The sequence below is a fragment of the Pseudomonas sp. S11P7 genome (assembly GCF_023195435.1).
Taxonomy (GTDB): Bacteria; Pseudomonadota; Gammaproteobacteria; order Pseudomonadales; family Pseudomonadaceae; genus Aquipseudomonas; species Aquipseudomonas fluorescens_G.
Genome location: NZ_JALPKS020000002.1, coordinates 2,553,354 through 2,569,241 on the forward strand (window position 1 = coordinate 2,553,354; position 15,888 = coordinate 2,569,241).

General features: G+C 58.9%; 6 protein-coding genes, 1 tRNA gene and 3 pseudogenes. 5 read left to right on the forward strand and 5 right to left on the reverse strand.

Annotated elements, in window-relative coordinates; translation table 11 throughout:
• Positions 1-616: 616 nt before the first annotated feature.
• On the forward strand, positions 617-2,119 hold the full coding sequence (gene proP / locus M0746_RS11875) for a glycine betaine/L-proline transporter ProP (protein WP_208937535.1): 1,503 nt from the start codon (positions 617-619) through the stop codon (positions 2,117-2,119).
• 55 nt (positions 2,120-2,174) lie between these two features.
• Here the strand turns inward: proP and M0746_RS11880 are convergent, their stop codons facing one another.
• Together M0746_RS11880 and M0746_RS11885 are read right to left on the reverse strand one after the other, a co-directional pair.
• Positions 2,175-3,788: a mechanosensitive ion channel family protein gene (locus tag M0746_RS11880; protein ID WP_258449310.1), complete on the reverse strand. Its 1,614-nt coding sequence runs from the start codon at positions 3,786-3,788 to the stop codon at positions 2,175-2,177.
• Positions 3,789-3,859: 71 nt separating this feature from the next.
• Entirely contained in the window at positions 3,860-4,540 is a 681-nt protein-coding gene (locus M0746_RS11885; RefSeq protein ID WP_258449311.1) for a TetR/AcrR family transcriptional regulator, read from the reverse strand.
• A gap of 157 nt (positions 4,541-4,697) precedes the next feature.
• On the opposite strand from M0746_RS11885, the pseudogene M0746_RS11890 reads away from it, so the two are divergent.
• From M0746_RS11890 to M0746_RS11905, 4 genes and pseudogenes are all read left to right on the forward strand, one after another.
• A pseudogene (locus tag M0746_RS11890) lies at positions 4,698-6,073 on the forward strand (aspartate aminotransferase family protein).
• 266 nt (positions 6,074-6,339) lie between these two features.
• Positions 6,340-8,054: pseudogene (locus M0746_RS11895) on the forward strand (amidase).
• Positions 8,055-8,471: 417 nt separating this feature from the next.
• The gene (locus M0746_RS11900) at positions 8,472-9,767 is read left to right on the forward strand and encodes an OprD family porin (protein ID WP_258449312.1); all 1,296 of its coding nucleotides are present in this window, start codon (positions 8,472-8,474) and stop codon (positions 9,765-9,767) included.
• A 295-nt stretch (positions 9,768-10,062) separates the two neighbouring features.
• On the forward strand, positions 10,063-13,518 hold the full coding sequence (locus M0746_RS11905) for an Ig-like domain-containing protein (RefSeq protein WP_258449313.1): 3,456 nt from the start codon (positions 10,063-10,065) through the stop codon (positions 13,516-13,518).
• Positions 13,519-13,691: 173 nt separating this feature from the next.
• Here M0746_RS11905 and M0746_RS11910 read toward each other — a convergent pair.
• The 3 genes and pseudogenes from M0746_RS11910 to M0746_RS11915 all read right to left on the reverse strand — a co-directional run bounded on the left by M0746_RS11910 (position 13,692) and on the right by M0746_RS11915 (position 15,672).
• A tRNA-Sec gene (locus tag M0746_RS11910) sits at positions 13,692-13,787 on the reverse strand.
• Positions 13,788-13,793: 6 nt separating this feature from the next.
• Positions 13,794-13,938, reverse strand: a pseudogene (locus tag M0746_RS29450) (SelB domain-containing protein); the annotation flags it as partial.
• Positions 13,939-14,530: 592 nt separating this feature from the next.
• Positions 14,531-15,672, reverse strand: a protein-coding gene (locus M0746_RS11915; RefSeq protein WP_446731262.1) for an IS3 family transposase whose coding sequence is annotated in 2 segments (ribosomal slippage) — positions 14,531-15,411 and positions 15,411-15,672 — 1,143 coding nt in all. Because the reading frame shifts where the segments join, the coding sequence is not laid out codon by codon here.
• Positions 15,673-15,888 lie beyond the last annotated feature (216 nt).

The following is a 15,888-nucleotide window of genomic DNA, read 5'->3' on the forward strand; positions in this document are numbered from 1 at the left end:
GCAACACCCAAAACCCTTGTGGTAGCTGGCTTGCCAGCGATAGCAGTGGGTCAGGCAATACAAGTTTGCCTGATCCGGCCTCATCGCTGGCAAGCCAGCTCCCACAGAATTTGGCGGCGGACATAAATTCCGGCAGCACCCAAAATCCTTGTGGGAGCTGGCTTGCCAGCGATAGCGGTGGGTCAGGCAATACAAGTTTGTCTGATCCGGCCCCATCGCTGGCAAGCCAGCTCCCACAGAATTTGGCGGCGGACACAAAATCCCGGCAACACCCAAAATCCTTGTGGGAGCTGGCTTGCCAGCGATAGCGGTGGGTCAGGCAATACAAGTTTGTCTGATCCGGCCCCATCGCTGGCAAGCCAGCTCCCACAGAATTTGGCGGCGGACATAAATTCCGGCAACACCCAAAACCCTTGTGGGAGCTGGCTTGCCAGCGATAGCGGTGGGTCAGGCAATACAGCTCCAACAAGGCTCGGAGCTGCACCACCCGCCTGCCGAAATTAATTCCCGCCATTGGTGAATTATTTCGTGTCCTCATGTATCTGAGCCAAAGAGCACGCGCCATCAAAGAGATGGCATCTACGCGGCACGATGGATCAGCAAAGAGAAGACCCGGATGAAACCACGCAAGAAAACCGTCAAACCCATCGGTTTGAAAGACATCACCATTGTCGACGATGCCAAGATGCGCAAGGCGATCACCGCCGCCGCGCTGGGCAACGCCATGGAATGGTTCGACTTCGGTGTATATGGCTTCGTCGCCTATGTGCTCGGCAAAGTGTTCTTTCCAGGTGCCGATCCCGGCGTACAGATGATCGCCGCACTCGCCACCTTCTCCGTACCGTTCCTGATCCGGCCGTTGGGCGGCCTGTTTTTCGGTGCGCTGGGCGATAAATACGGGCGGCAGAAAGTCCTCGCCGCGACCATTGTGATCATGTCGCTGAGCACCTTTGCCATCGGCCTGATCCCGTCCTACGCCTCGATCGGCATCTGGGCGCCGATTCTGCTGTTGCTGGCAAAAATGGCTCAGGGTTTCTCGGTCGGTGGCGAGTACACCGGCGCCTCAATCTTCGTCGCCGAATACGCACCGGACCGCAAGCGCGGCTTTCTCGGCAGCTGGCTGGACTTCGGCTCGATCGCCGGGTTCGTGTTCGGCGCCGGTGTCGTGGTGTTGATCTCGACGATTCTTGGCGAGCAGCGCTTCGAGGAATGGGGCTGGCGCCTGCCCTTCTTCCTCGCCTTGCCGCTGGGCATGATCGGCCTGTATTTGCGCCATGCCCTGGAAGAAACCCCAGCGTTCCAGCAGCACGTTGAAAAACTCGAACAAGGCGACCGCGAAGGTCTGGCCGGCGGCCCGAAAGTCTCGTTCAAGGAAGTCGCGACCAAGCACTGGCGCAGCCTGATGACCTGCATTGGTGTGGTGGCGGCGACCAACGTCACCTATTACATGCTGCTGACCTACATGCCGAGCTACCTGACGCACAATCTGCATTACAGCGAAAACCACGGCGTGCTGATCATCATCGCGATCATGGTCGGCATGCTGTTCGTGCAGCCGTTGATTGGCTTCATCAGTGACAAGATCGGCCGTAAGCCATTTATCGTGGTCGGCAGTATCGGCCTGTTCATCTTTGCCATTCCGGCGTTCATGCTGATCAACAGCGGCAGCATCGGCCTGATCTTTTCCGGCCTGCTGATTCTCGCCGTGTTGCTGAACTTCTTCATCGGCGTGATGGCTTCGACCCTGCCGGCGATGTTCCCCACACACATCCGCTACAGCGCACTGGCCAGTGCCTTCAACGTCTCGGTGCTGATAGCCGGTCTGACCCCGACCGCTGTGGCCTGGCTGGTGGAAAGCACCAACGACCTGTACATGCCGGCGTATTACCTGATGGTCATCGCTGTGGTCGGTCTGGTCACGGGCGTGACCATGAAGGAAACCGCCAACAAACCCCTGCGCGGAGCAGCCCCTGCGGCCTCCGACCTTGAAGAAGCCAAGGAACTGCTGCAAGAGCACCACGACAACATCGAACAGAAAATCGAAGACATCGATGCCGAAATCGCTACATTGCAAGCCAAGCGTAATGAACTGGCGCAACAGCATCCGCGTATCGATTGAGGCGAAAACCCAGCACATAAGTCCGCCCGTTGTGGCGGACTTTTTTATGCGTCGGTCATTGGTCCCGCGGTGCTTGCGCAGGCGCGGTGAACCATTTCTCCGGCGGCACGCGCTTCTCATCCGGCGGATCGCCCAGATAATGCGGCGACATGATCTGCACGCCGTATTCGTTGAACACATCCTGAATATTGGCGTGCAGCATGCTCAGCAGCACGGCGCGCGGGCGTGGCTGGCTTGGAATAGCCTGGGCGACCAGTCGGTACTCGGGATAAAAGTCCGAGAGTGCCGTCTGGAACACCTGCGCCGGTGGATCTTCCAGCACACCCGGCGTGCGTTTTGCCGCTTCCAGCAACATCGCCTCCACTTGTCGCCAAGGTGTGTCGTAACCGATGGTCACCACGGTGTCGACCACATAACCGGGGCCTTGCACGGTGCGTGAATAGTTCTTGGTGACGGTGCCGGTGATCATTGAATTGGGCAGCGTCAGCACCTCGCCCAGACCGGTGCGAATCCGCGTGGTGAACATGCCCAGTTCAGTCACCGTGCCTTCATACTCGCCAATGCGCACGAACTCGCCGGGGCGCAGCGTGCGCGTGTAGGTCAGGATCAACCCCGCCGCTGCCTGCCCGACCACGCTGGTCGCGCCAAGCGAAATCATCAGACCGATCAACACCGACAAACCCTTGAACGCATCGGTGCCGGCGCCGGGCAAGTACGGATACGCCATGGCCAACGCAAACAGCCACACCGCCAGCGCGGTCAGGCGCTGCGTCGGTTGCAGGGTTTCGTGGTTGAGCCAGCTGAACGTGCCCGGCGTGGCCATGCGGCGCAGGACCCGCCGGGTGAAAGCCACGACGCCACGGGCGATAAAGAAAATCGCCAGGGCCACGCCGAGGCCCGGGATCGCATCGACAATCCCTTGCAGCAGATAACCGGCCAGTTCGAACAGGTAATTGTTGAGGCTCTCGCCCCACGGCCGGGTATAGGGAAACCGCGAGAGGATAAAACCCAGCCACTCGTAGGTGAGCAACAGAATCAGCAACCAGCGCAGCAGCAACAGAAAGCGGCTGACCAGCGGATAGAGAAAATTCGCATCGATCAGTTGCACGCGCCCGACCTTCAATGCGCGGGTGTGGCGATCCATCAGCGCCGGTAGTTTGCTGAGCAACTTGCGCCGCAACCACGCCAGGCACCAGAGCAGCCCCAGATAAATCAGCGTGGCCACTGCCGCCAGCCCCAGCGAGCGCACGATCATCTGCAGGTTGCGCGCCTCGCGGGTTTCCGTCACTACCTGGCGCAGGCGCTCGGCCGCGCCTTCGGCGGCGTCCTGTACCGAGGAATATTCGAGGCTGTCGATGTCCTTGGGGGCAACGATAAAGGCGCGTTTATCACCGATCAGCACGATGTAGCTGTTCTGGATCGAATCCGTGCTGACCCTCAGTTCGGCGTCTTCGTTAAGCGCTTCGTTGATAACCATTTTTGCGCGCTTGACCCGCGATGCCGGCGCCTCGCCGAGAATGGTCGCGCGAAACAGCATGATGCTGCGGTTGGCGACCTTCAATTCGACCGCTTCGTCGGTCGTTTTCGGCGCGACATCCAGCGCCCAGCCGACACTGCTCCAGACCATTGCCAACAGCACCATCCCAACCGCCAGCAGCCTGCTTCGCATGCGCCTGTTTCCTTACGCCCAAGTGTCAGTGAGGGATACGTAAGCCAGCGTAGTCGAGCGATGAACGGTTGTCAGATTCGCCGTGAGCCGGGTCCACAAACGGTAACTTGAGTGTCGCTCATCAACTTAACGAACCATGGACGTTGCTCAGTTCGCGAGCATGCCGTGACATAACAGGCTGAGCACGGCGCGCATGTGCGAAGCGTGCGCGGTGCGGTCCGGCGTTTGCTGGGTGGCGAGGCGGATGAAGGCCATGTTCGCGTATTGGTTGAACAGGGTCGCGACCACGTCGAGATCGATCGATTCGCGCACTTTCCCCGCTTCTGAAAGTGCAGCAGCAGCGCTTTGGTTTCTTCGATCACGGCCGCGTTCCAGGGGCTCATCGCCTCGGCCAGTTCGCCGGTCAGCAGAAACGGCGCCAACTCACGCCACAGCGACGCCGGCATCGCTTGCAACTGGTAATCGGTCATCAAACCTTCGAACTCGCACAACGCCTCCAGCGGATCGCTGTCATCGTCCAGATTCGCCCGCGACTCGCGCATGGCCTGCTCGTCGGGCTGCTTGAGCAAGGCCAGCAGAATCTCCTGTTTGCCACCGAAGTAATTCACCACGGTCGGGGCGGAAACGCCTGCCTGCACGGCGATCTGGTCCAGCGTCGTCGAGGCGAAACCGTTGCTGATGAACAATTCAAGTGCCGCTGCGGCGATGACTTCCCTGCGCTGTTCCTTTTGCCGTTCTCTGAGTCCGCTCATGTTGCCTCTGATGATCCGTGCCAATGGCGCCCAGCCTACGGCGATAGTTTTTCACCGACAAATATTTTCTTTACAAAAATATTTTAAGGTGACAAAACTTTAGCCAGGCAGCGCTGATGCGAGCGCCCGCCCTCGCCCATTCCTCTGGAGATCCGCCATGTCCGCTGAATCCGACCGTTCGACCCGCGACTATCAGGCTGCCGACGCCGCGCACCACATTCACGCCTTCGTCGACCAGAAAGCGCTCAACGAAGAAGGCCCGCGCGTGATGGTCAGCGGCGATCGGCTGGCCCTGTGGGACAACGATGGCAAGCGTTATCTGGACGGCATGTCCGGCCTGTGGTGCACCAACCTCGGTTACGGGCGCAAGGATCTGGCCGCGGCGGCGGCGAAGCAGCTTGAGCAACTGCCCTACTACAACATGTTTTTCCACACCACCCACCCGGCGGTAATTGAACTCTCGGAGCTGTTGTTCAGCCTGCTGCCCACACACTACAGCCACGCGATCTACACCAACTCCGGCTCAGAGGCCAATGAAGTGCTGATCCGCACCGTGCGCAAGTTCTGGCAGGTGATGGGCCAGCCCGAGAAGAAAATCATGATCGGCCGCTGGAACGGTTACCACGGCTCGACCCTGGCGGCGACGGCGTTGGGCGGGATGAAATTCATGCACGAGATGGGCGGCAGCATTCCCGACGTCGCGCACATTGATGAGCCGTACTGGTTCGCTCACGAAGGTCACTTGACCCCCGAGGAATTCGGCCTGCGTGCAGCGCGGCAACTGGAAGAGAAAATCCTTGAGCTGGGCGCCGACAAGGTCGCGGCATTCGTCGCTGAACCCTTCCAGGGCGCGGGCGGCATGATCATCCCGCCGGCCACTTACTGGCCGGAGATTCAGCGTATCTGCCGGCAATACGATGTGCTGCTGTGCGCCGATGAAGTGATTGGCGGCTTCGGTCGCACCGGTGAATGGTTTGCTCATGAAGCCTTCGGTTTTCAGCCGGACACGCTGTCGATCGCCAAAGGCCTGACTTCGGGTTACATCCCCATGGGTGGCTTGATCCTGTCGCGGCGCATGGCCGAGGCGCTGGTGGAAAAAGGTGGCGTGTTTGCCCACGGCCTGACGTATTCCGGGCACCCGGTTGCAGCGGCAGTGGCGATTGCCAACCTCAAGGCATTGCGCGATGAAGGTGTGGTGAGTCGGGTGAAAAGCGATACCGGCCCGTACTTGCAAAACTGCCTGCGCGAGGTGTTTGGCAATCACCCACTGGTCGGTGAGATTCAGGGGTGGGCCTGGTGGCGGCGCTGCAGTTCGCTGAAGACAAGGCCAGTCGCAAGCGCTTTGCCAACGAAAATGACATCGCCTGGCGTTGCCGCACGATCGGCTTCGAGGAAGGTGTGATCATTCGCTCGACACTCGGGCGGATGATCATGGCGCCGGCGTTGATTGCCACCCGTACGGAGCTGGATGAGTTGATCGACAAGACGCGGATTGCGGTGGATCGTACTGCGCAGGAGTACGGCGTTCTGTGATCGACTGAAGGAATATGGCGGTCGGACTACCGCTATCGCGAGCAGGCTCACGCCTGCATTTGGAATGCGTTCTCCTGTAGGGGTGAGCCTGCTCGCGATGGCGTCAGTCAGGTTGAAACAGGTGGGAGATCAATCCCGTCGATTACTCCGCGCGCCGCTTGGTGTTAAATAGGCGCCAGTCTTAACCTTGTCGCGTAAAGCCGTGCAACGAGAACTGCCATGAACAGCTATTGCTATAACGCCCAACCGCAAACGGCGGTGAGCGCATGATTGAAGTCACCGAAGTCTCCATTGCGCAATTGCGCGCCGCGCTTGAATCCGGCCAGACCACAGCGGTAGCGCTGGTCGAGGCCTATCTGGCGCGCATCGACGCCTACGACGGCGCCGATACGCCGACCGCGCTGAACGCTGTGGTGGTGCGCAACCCTGAAGCCTTGAACGAGGCCCGAGCGTCTGATGCTCGCCGGGCCAAAGGCGAAACACTCGGCCCGCTCGACGGCATCCCTTACACCGCCAAGGACAGTTATCTGGTCAAAGGCCTGACGGCTGCGTCGGGCAGCCCGGCCTTCGCCGATCTGGTCGCCCATCGCGACGCCTTCACCATCGAACGCCTGCGCGCCGCCGGGGCGATTTGCCTGGGCAAGACCAACATGCCGCCGATGGCCAATGGTGGCATGCAACGCGGCGTGTATGGGCGTGCTGAAAGCCCGTATAACGCGGCCTACCTGACCGCGCCGTTCGCTTCCGGCTCGTCGAACGGTGCCGGCACCGCCACCGCCGCCAGTTTCGCCGCGTTCGGTCTGGCTGAAGAAACCTGGTCGAGCGGTCGCGGCCCGGCGTCCAACAACGGTTTGTGCGCCTACACGCCGTCGCGCGGGGTGATCTCGGTACGCGGCAACTGGCCGCTGACCCCGACCATGGACGTGGTCGTACCGTTCGCGCGGACCATGGCCGACTTGCTCGAAGTGCTCGACGTGGTGGTCGCCGAAGACCCGGACACCCGTGGCGACCTCTGGCGCCTGCAACCGTGGGTGCCGATCCCGCGCGTCGACGAAGTGCGCCCGGCGTCTTACGCCGAACTGGCGGCTGACCGTGCCGCGCTGGCCGGCAAACGGTTCGCCATCCCACGCATGTATATCAATGCCGATCCCGAAGCCGGCACCAGCGAAGCCCCGGGCATCGGTGGCCCGACCGGTCAGCGCATCAACACCCGCGCCTCGGTGATCGAGCTGTGGCAGCAGGCGCGTCAGGCGCTGGAAGCGGCCGGCGCTGAAGTGATCGAAACCGATTTCCCGCTCGTCTCCAATTGCGAAGGTGATCGCCCCGGCGCGCCGACCGTATTCAACCGTGGGCTGGTGTCGAAAGAGTTTCTGCATCATGAACTGTGGGACCTGACCGCCTGGGCCTTTGACGACTTCCTGCAGGCCAACGGTGACCCGAAACTCAATCGTCTGGTTGACGTCGACGGGCCGAAGATCTTCCCGCACGATCCAGGCACCCTGCCCAACCGTGAAGGCGATCTGGCCGCCGGCATGGACGAATACGTACGCATGGCTGAGCGCGGCATTACGCCGTGGAATGAAATTCCTACGGTGGCCGATGGCCTGCGCGGCCTCGAACAGACCCGCCGCCTGGACCTCGAAGACTGGATGGACAACCTCGGCCTCGACGCCGTGCTGTTTCCCACCGTCGCCGACGTCGGCCCGGCGGACGCGGACGTTAACCCGGCCTCGGCCGACATCGCCTGGAGCAATGGCATCTGGGTGGCCAACGGCAACCTCGCGATCCGCCACCTCGGCGTCCCGACCGTCACCGTGCCCATGGGCATCATGGCCGACATCGGCATGCCGGTCGGCCTGACCTTCGCCGGCCGCGCCTACGACGACTCCAGCCTGCTGCGCCTGGCCGCCGCCTTCGAATCCACCGGCAACAAACGCCAGATCCCCCGCGCACACCGCCGTTGTCGGCCAAGGGGCAGTGAAGACCTTTGTCTGAAATGCAATCCTTGTGGGAGCGAGACTGCTGGCGATAGCTGACTTTCAGTCAGTGAAAGGTTGAATGTTCAACCGCTATCGCTGGCGAGCCAGCTCCCACAGGTTTTGTGTAACGGCTCAATAATCAAGCATCCCCAACATCCCTGTGGGAGCTGGCTCGCCAGCGATGACGCCAGCCAATTCACCACTGTCCTCAAGCCGACACCCGATCAACTGTAGGAGTGAGCCTGCTCGCGATGGCGGTGTGTCAGCTTGGATGAAATTGACTGACACACCGCCATCGCGAGCAGGCTCACTCCTACAAGGTTCTGTGTCACGGCGAAAACTGAGCACATCCGCGCAATCCCTTCGCACCCATTTCCCCGATCATCCCAGCCATCTCCACTACCGCTGGCACACTGACCATGATCGACCGCGCCCCATCGCGCCTCACCCTGCTTGCGCTGCTCTGTGGTCTGAATGCCACCGCCCATGCCAGCGGTTTCTTCGACGATGCCAAAAGCCAGGTACTGAGCCGCAACTTCTACCTGAGCAACGACTACCGCTCGCCCACGCCCTCCGGCAAAAACTACAAACAGGAATGGGCTCAGGGCTTTATCGGCACCTTCTCATCCGGTTTCACCGAAGGCAGCGTCGGCTTCGGCATCGATGCCCACGCCTTCGCCGGTCTGAAACTGGACGGCGGCAGAGGCCATTCCGGCACCGGTCTGCTGCCCGTCGACAGCAACGGCCGCAGCGAAAACGACTACTCCAGCGCCGGCGGCGCGCTGAAACTGAAGGCTTCCCGCACCACCCTCGCCTTCGGTGAAATGACCGTCGAGACTCCGGTGTTCGACACCTCCGACAAACGCCTGCAACCGGAATACGCCACAGGTTTTCTGCTCAACAGCGCCGAGTTCGACAACCTCAACCTGGTCGCGGGCCACTTCACGGCGTTCAAGAATCAGGACAGCTCCTCCGGCCACGGCGATTTCTACGGTTACGGCGCCAACACCGAAGCCGGCGGCATCAGCTTTATCGGCGCCGACCTGTTCAGCGACAATCCGCTGGGCGGCGCGCTGTACGCCTCGGAGCTCAGCGACACCTGGCACCAGTACTACGGCAACTTGCACTTCAAACAATCCGGGCTGCTGCTCGACGCCAACCTCTACCACACCCGCGACACCGGCCGCGCGCTGGCCGGCGAGATCGACAACACCGCGTTCAGCCTGTCCGGCAAATACAGCTTCGGCCCACATGCCGTCATGCTCGGCTGGCAACGCATCAACGGCGACACCCCGTTCGATTTCGTCGGCGGCGACTCGATCTACCTCGCCAACTCGATCAAATACGCCGACTTCAACGGCGCCAACGAACGCTCCTGGCAAGCCCGCTACGACCTCGACCTCGGCGCCTTCGGCATCCCCGGCCTGAAATTCATGACCCGCTACGTCACCGGCAGCCACATCGACGGCACCCACGCGCCCAGAGGCGGCGCCTACAACCCGTTCGACGCCGACAGCGGCCAATACCAGCCACAGCAAGGCGATGGCGGCAAACACTGGGAACGCGATATCGACTTGAAATACGTCGTCCAGTCCGGCGCGGCAAAGGATCTGTCGGTGCAGCTGTCGCACGTCACCCACCGGGCGAATGAGGCGCAGGCCGGGGATGATATTGACCGGGTTTATGTGGTGATTGAGTATCCGTTGGGTTTCTGACGGCGGCTTGACTTGAAATGCCATCGACCTGTGGGAGCCAGCCTGCTGGCGATGGCGGCAGATCAGTCAAACATTTGTGGCTGACCAACCGCCATCGCGAGCAGGCTCACTCCTACAAAAGAACGAGGCAAGTTCGCATGACGCTGGAATAGCCCAAAGCTGCGATTTTCGTCGTTCCCCCTTTACCATTCGTCGCCACCTGTCAGAGTTGACAGTAGCCAACCTTCCCCACCCGGTGTTTGATCGCTGTACGAGGCCAGCGCTCATTCTGGCCATTCACCCAGGAAGGTGTCCCATGGCAATTGCTCGTGCAGACGACGAAGCGCTAGTCCTATATCCCGCCACGATCGCATTGGCCACCAACGGTGTGATCAGCGATCCCGCGCCACCGGCGGGCGTGCCGGTGCAAGGGGCGCCACTGGGGATTTTCAAGGAGGTGACACGGGCCAACGGCACACTCGCCTCCGCCGTCAAAGTGCTCGTCGACCCGCCTCTGGACACCGGTCAGTACGTAGAAATCACGCTGTGGCTCAACGGTGTACAGAACGGTCCGGCGCAGAGCGTCGTCGACGAGATCATGACCTTCGACCTGTTTCAATCTGATCTGCGTGACAATGTCATCAACGTCATTCAGTACAAACTAAAAAACCACGCCGGCAACATCAGCGAATCCACAGAACTCTGGGCGCTGTACAGCGCCACGTTGCCCGGTGGCAACAATGTACCGGGAACCGGCGAACATCCAGCGCTGGCGATCAGCCTGCCTGCCGAACTCGGCAACCCGGCGAGCATCGGCAAGGACGAAGTCGACAAGGGCGTCCTGCTCACCTTCGATTACCCTTACCGCAAAGCTCACGACACGATCACCTACGAGATCAACCGCGAACGTTTCACCTACACGGTCAAACCCGATGAACTCGACAAACCTGTTTCGGTGCTGATTGATCGCGCCAAGTTCGAAATGATTGGCAGCCTGGAAAACTGCCCGTTTTCCTACACCGTGGTCGATCAACTGCTCAATGCCACCCACAACCGCCGCTGGTCAACGTTCATCTTTGCCAACGTTGATCTTGAGCGGGTGTTCTTGCCGATGCCGCTGCTGCGCGAAAAAGCCGCCGATAACACGGATGATCCAAACATAGTGGATCTCAAGAAGCTGGATGGCGGCCCACTGTTAGTGGTGGTTCTCCCAAACCATTCGTTGTATCAGCTAGGCGACTGGGTGACAGCGTATTACCAGTTGGGCGATTCAGTAGAAAAGGCCACCGAAGCTGGTGCTTTTCCGGCTGCTGATTTCGGCGGCCTGGATCCGTGCGTTGTTTATATACCCAATGATCAGCTCGTTTCCGGCAAAAGCTTGCAGGTGCGTTTTGAGGTTGAACGACCGAAGGGCAACGTCATCGGCACATCCAGGACGGCCACGGCTGACATCATTGGTGAGGCGGCGCCCGATCTGGCCCCGCCGACGATTAAACAAGCTTCGGGCGCGAGCCTTGATCCGCTGAATGCGCAGAACGCGCTGACAGCCGTGATCGATTATGTTGGCATGCTCGTCGACGACAAAATCACGGTGACCTGGGCCGCAGCTGCAGGCACCCCCGCGGATGGCTCGCATACTACTGAGCCGTGGCCGGTGGCGACGGTCGGGCCGCAGGAGATCCCACTGCTGCAATCAGTGGTGGCCTTCAACCTTGGCAAACCGGTGACGGTGAGTTACACCGTGAGCCGTGGCAGCGATGAGCCGGTGCCGTCGCTGTCATTAACGCTGACGGTGCAGACACTGCAACAGAAGGATTTACCCCGCCCTGAAATCGACGGTATGCCGGGTGAGGTGGTGGATGTCCACGCATTGGTCGATACCGCCAGTACGCGGATCGCTAAATGGCCGCTTATCGCGCTCGGGCAGAAACTCTGGATGCGTTATGTCGGCACCAAAGCCGATAACTCGCCGTACAGTTCGCAGACCTATAACGCGACGCCCGTACCCTCCGCCGGCCTACCCAATGGCATGTACCCCTATGCGCCAGTCGTTGATTTACGGGGATTAAAGGATGGCTCGGAGTTGAAGATCGAGTTCAAGGTTACGTTCGATAAAGATACGACTGAAGCCACTGCGCAGACGTTTCCGGTACGTACTTATACGATCAAGGCTGTTGAGGATGTGGTGCCGACCATCACTTCGATGAGCGGGTCGCCCAGCGGTAACGATATTCCCGAGGGCGCGATTATCGTCGAAACAGCCGTAACCCTGACCGGCATCGCTGCCAAGGGCCAGAAAGTCAGGGTGCTTGACGGCACGACTTCCAAAGGCGAACCCACCGCCGATCCGGGAACCGGAATCTGGACATTGACCGTCACCGGTCTGACCGTCGCCCCGCACAGTTTTACCGCCAAGGCGTTGTACGGCTCCGAGGGATCCTCCACGGCCAGAACATTGATCGTTACAGCAATCGTTGTACCGACGCTGAGCAATGTATTGGATGCCAGCAATATGGAAGTGCCAGAAGGCGCCACGACGGTCAGCACCGAACTGAAACTCAAAGGCACCGCAAGCCTGGGTCAGCAAGTCGAGATCTTTGACGGCACTGGTTCAGGGGCTGCAACAAAGGGAACGGCGACCGCCGACAGAACGACAGGTATCTGGGAGCTCTCGATCACCGTGCCACTCGGCGCCCGGCGCTTGTACGCCGAGGCTTGTTATCCGAGCAATCCGTTGTATTCGAATGTTAGGAATTTGACGGTGACAGAAGATGTTGCACCGACGATAACTTCGGCAAAAGGCTCGCCTAGCGGTGATGATATTCCCGAGGGTGCAATCATTGTCGAAACAGCCGTAACCCTGACCGGCATCGCTGCCGAGGGCCAGAAAGTCAGGGTGCTTGACGGCACGACATCCAAAGGCGAACCCACCGCCGATCCGGTAACCGGGATCTGGACATTGACCGTCACCGGCCTGACTGTCGCTCCGCACAGTTTTACCGCCAAGGCGTTGTACGGCGAGGAGGAATCCTCCACGGCCAGAACATTGACCGTTACAGCCGCCACAGCACCAACGTTGACGTCAGTCAAAGGCTCCCCGAGTGGCAACGAAATTCCAGACAAAGATGTAACCAACGAAAAAATGGCGAATCTGAGCGGATTTGCTGCACTCGGTCAAAAGGTTGAAGTCTTGGATTATGAAAATTCATTAAGTTGCATCGTTGCCGATGCAAACACAGGTTCATGGTCGCTTACCAATGTGAATCTGACTGGGGCACACAGCTTTACTGTCAAAGGACTTTATGGAAACAACCCAGTTTCGGCCCCACGCACACTTAGTCTCGAATTTTCACATACCTGGACTGGAATTCCGATTGGCAGGATACCAACGCAAGTACCTCAAAGATACACTAGCGGAATGACCCTGACAGCCGTGCGCAACGACGGAGCTTCTTATAATGGTTATACTGCTTATACATCCGTAGACATACAATCGCCCGAGATGGTTCTCTTCGTCGTACGCAATTCCCTCCTGCACTTTACATTTGGTGGCAACACAAAAAACTTCACTTTCCACTATAGATATGTAAATGGTGTGAACAATACATTCCGTGTCTTACGGCCCAATGGCTCTGTTATCGAATCGGGTAGCCTCCCTCCTATGGCGATGGTCAAGGAGTTTTCAGATACATTTCAAAGGGAGAGCCCTTTACCACGCTGGAAGTTACACCTGGCGCCGAGCCAACTCCAAACGATCTCGGCTTTAGTTTAATTAAGATCTCTTGGGTTCCCGCCACATGAGCGGCCCACACTCAAAGGAAATCCAAAATATTCGTCTCATAATCAACGGATGAAGCGCTATAGGAACAAACGAACGATCACCTTCAAGACAAATCCTAACTAAAAAGAGCGTAAAAACAGGCCGCTTTTTTACTTCGCCAAATCTGGCGGAATGCAGCTGGAGTCGAACCTGCCCGGGAACGGATGCCATCCCCAACCGGGTTTGAAGCCCGGCCGCGCCACCGGGCGCGATTGCCTTCCTTTGACTCATTGCGCGTTGGCAGTGGCCAGCGCGTTGTCGTAACGAATCTGCCGTGATTCGCCGATGCGCCTGGTCAGGCCCAGTCGGTAAAAAATACTCCAGAAACTCAATACAGCGTCTGCGCCGCAAGCCTGGCGCATCGCGGGAGGTTGGCGGCGCGCGCTCAAACCGACTTGAAATGCAATCAACCTGTGGGCCAGCCTGCTGGCGATGGCGGCAGGTCAGACACGATATTTGTGACTGAACAACCGCTATCGCGAGCAGGCTCACTCCTACAAAAGGATGAGGCAAGTTCGCAAGGTTGGCGGCGGTTGACGGGGTTGGCCTCACTCCCTATCCTCGCGCCCTGTCACGACTCATTCGTGACCGGGTTTGACGGCCTGGACTTCTCACTACGCGCATAGCCTTTCTCTGCTCGTGCACTTTTGTGCCCGCTCATTGCATATGGTGACTTGTGTGGGGCATCCTCGGATGCGCCGGGTTTGTGAGGACCGGTCCGTCAACCTGCGCACAGTTGCCACCCATTCGTTTGACGGCGATCAAGTGGCAGCTCTCTTCAATTTTGAAAGAGATACCTCACTTATGAAGCAAGCAACCACAACCTCGACTCCTTGCGACCAATTCACACACCACCCTTTCACCGTCCGCCCCGACCTCCCCCTCCTCGACGCCCTCGAACACGCAGCCGTCTACTGATCTGGTCAAACGATACTGGACACGGTTATAGGGTTTAGGTCATTTCTCATGCTGCCAACGCTTCCATGGCTACCGGAGTTCGATAGCCGTTGTAACTGTGTAGCCTGATCCGATTGTAATAATGGGTCAGGTAGCGCAACACATCGGTACTGGCCTCGTCTTCGTTTCGGTAGCCAGCCTTGGGTATCCATTCAGATTTCAAGCTGCCAAAGAAACGTTCCATCGGGGCGTTATCCCAGCAGTTTCCTCGTCGACTCATGCTCTGTTTTATGCGCATCTCCGATAGCGTTTCACGGAACATTTTGCTGCTGTAATGGCAACCCTGATCCGAATGGAACATCAAGTTTTCAGGGCGTCCTCGCGACTCGAAAGCCAACTTCAACGCTTTACAAGTCAGAGCCGAATCAGGACTTCTGGACATCGCCCAGCCGACGATGCGTCGGGCATGCAGATCGAGCACAGCAGCCAGATAAACCCAGTAAGTACCGGCCCAAATGTAAGTTACGTCGCCACACCACACTTGATTGGGGGCCTCGACGTTGAACTTACGCTCCAAATGATTGGGGGCGTATTGCGCTTCCGCACCGCTTGGTTTGTAACGATGTCTGCGCCGTTGCTGGCTCTTCAACCCGAGCTCGCGCATCAGGCTACGAGCCATGTAACGACCTACCGACTCCTTTTCGTTACACAGCGCCTTTGCCAGGCTGCGCGCGCCCATTGATCCACGACTTTGCTCATGTAATTCAGCAGCCTTGATCTTGAGGCGATCGCGCTCGACGTCCACTTTTGTCCGCTGTTTCAGACGCTCGTAATAACTGCTGCGGTTGATACCAAATACGCCACACAACTCGGATCTTGGATATTGCTCGCTTAACTCCTCGATCAGCCTTACCGATCGAGGGAATCCGACATCAAGAGAGCTGTAGCCTTTTTTAAAATTTCCTTCTCGCGCTCAATCCGTCGAATTTTTGCTTCCAGTTCCTGGATGCGTTGTTGGTCAGAAGTCATGGCCTTGGACTTCTCAGGTGTCTTGCCGCTGCGCTCCGCACGCAGTTGCTCAACCCAGCGGCGCAGAGCTGTAGGGCCCACACCCATTGCCTCGCAGGCTTCACTCACCGAATAGTCTTTATCCAAAACCAGGCAAGCCGCATCCCGTTTAAAATCTGTCGAAAAATATCGTCTGGTCAAATCACACCTCGTCGCTGGGCGTAGATTACCGCCCTTTAGGGGTGTCCAGAATCATTAAGCCAGATCAGTCTACCTCAACTGCGCCGAAGTCCTCGCCCATCAAGCCCCCAACGTCGCTCGCCCGGACCACAGCAGCTCCTTGCGCTGGGCCAGCCAGCAAATGCTCGCCAACGCGCGCGCTTTGATCGTGGCCTCCATCAACGGTCAGCAAGCCGC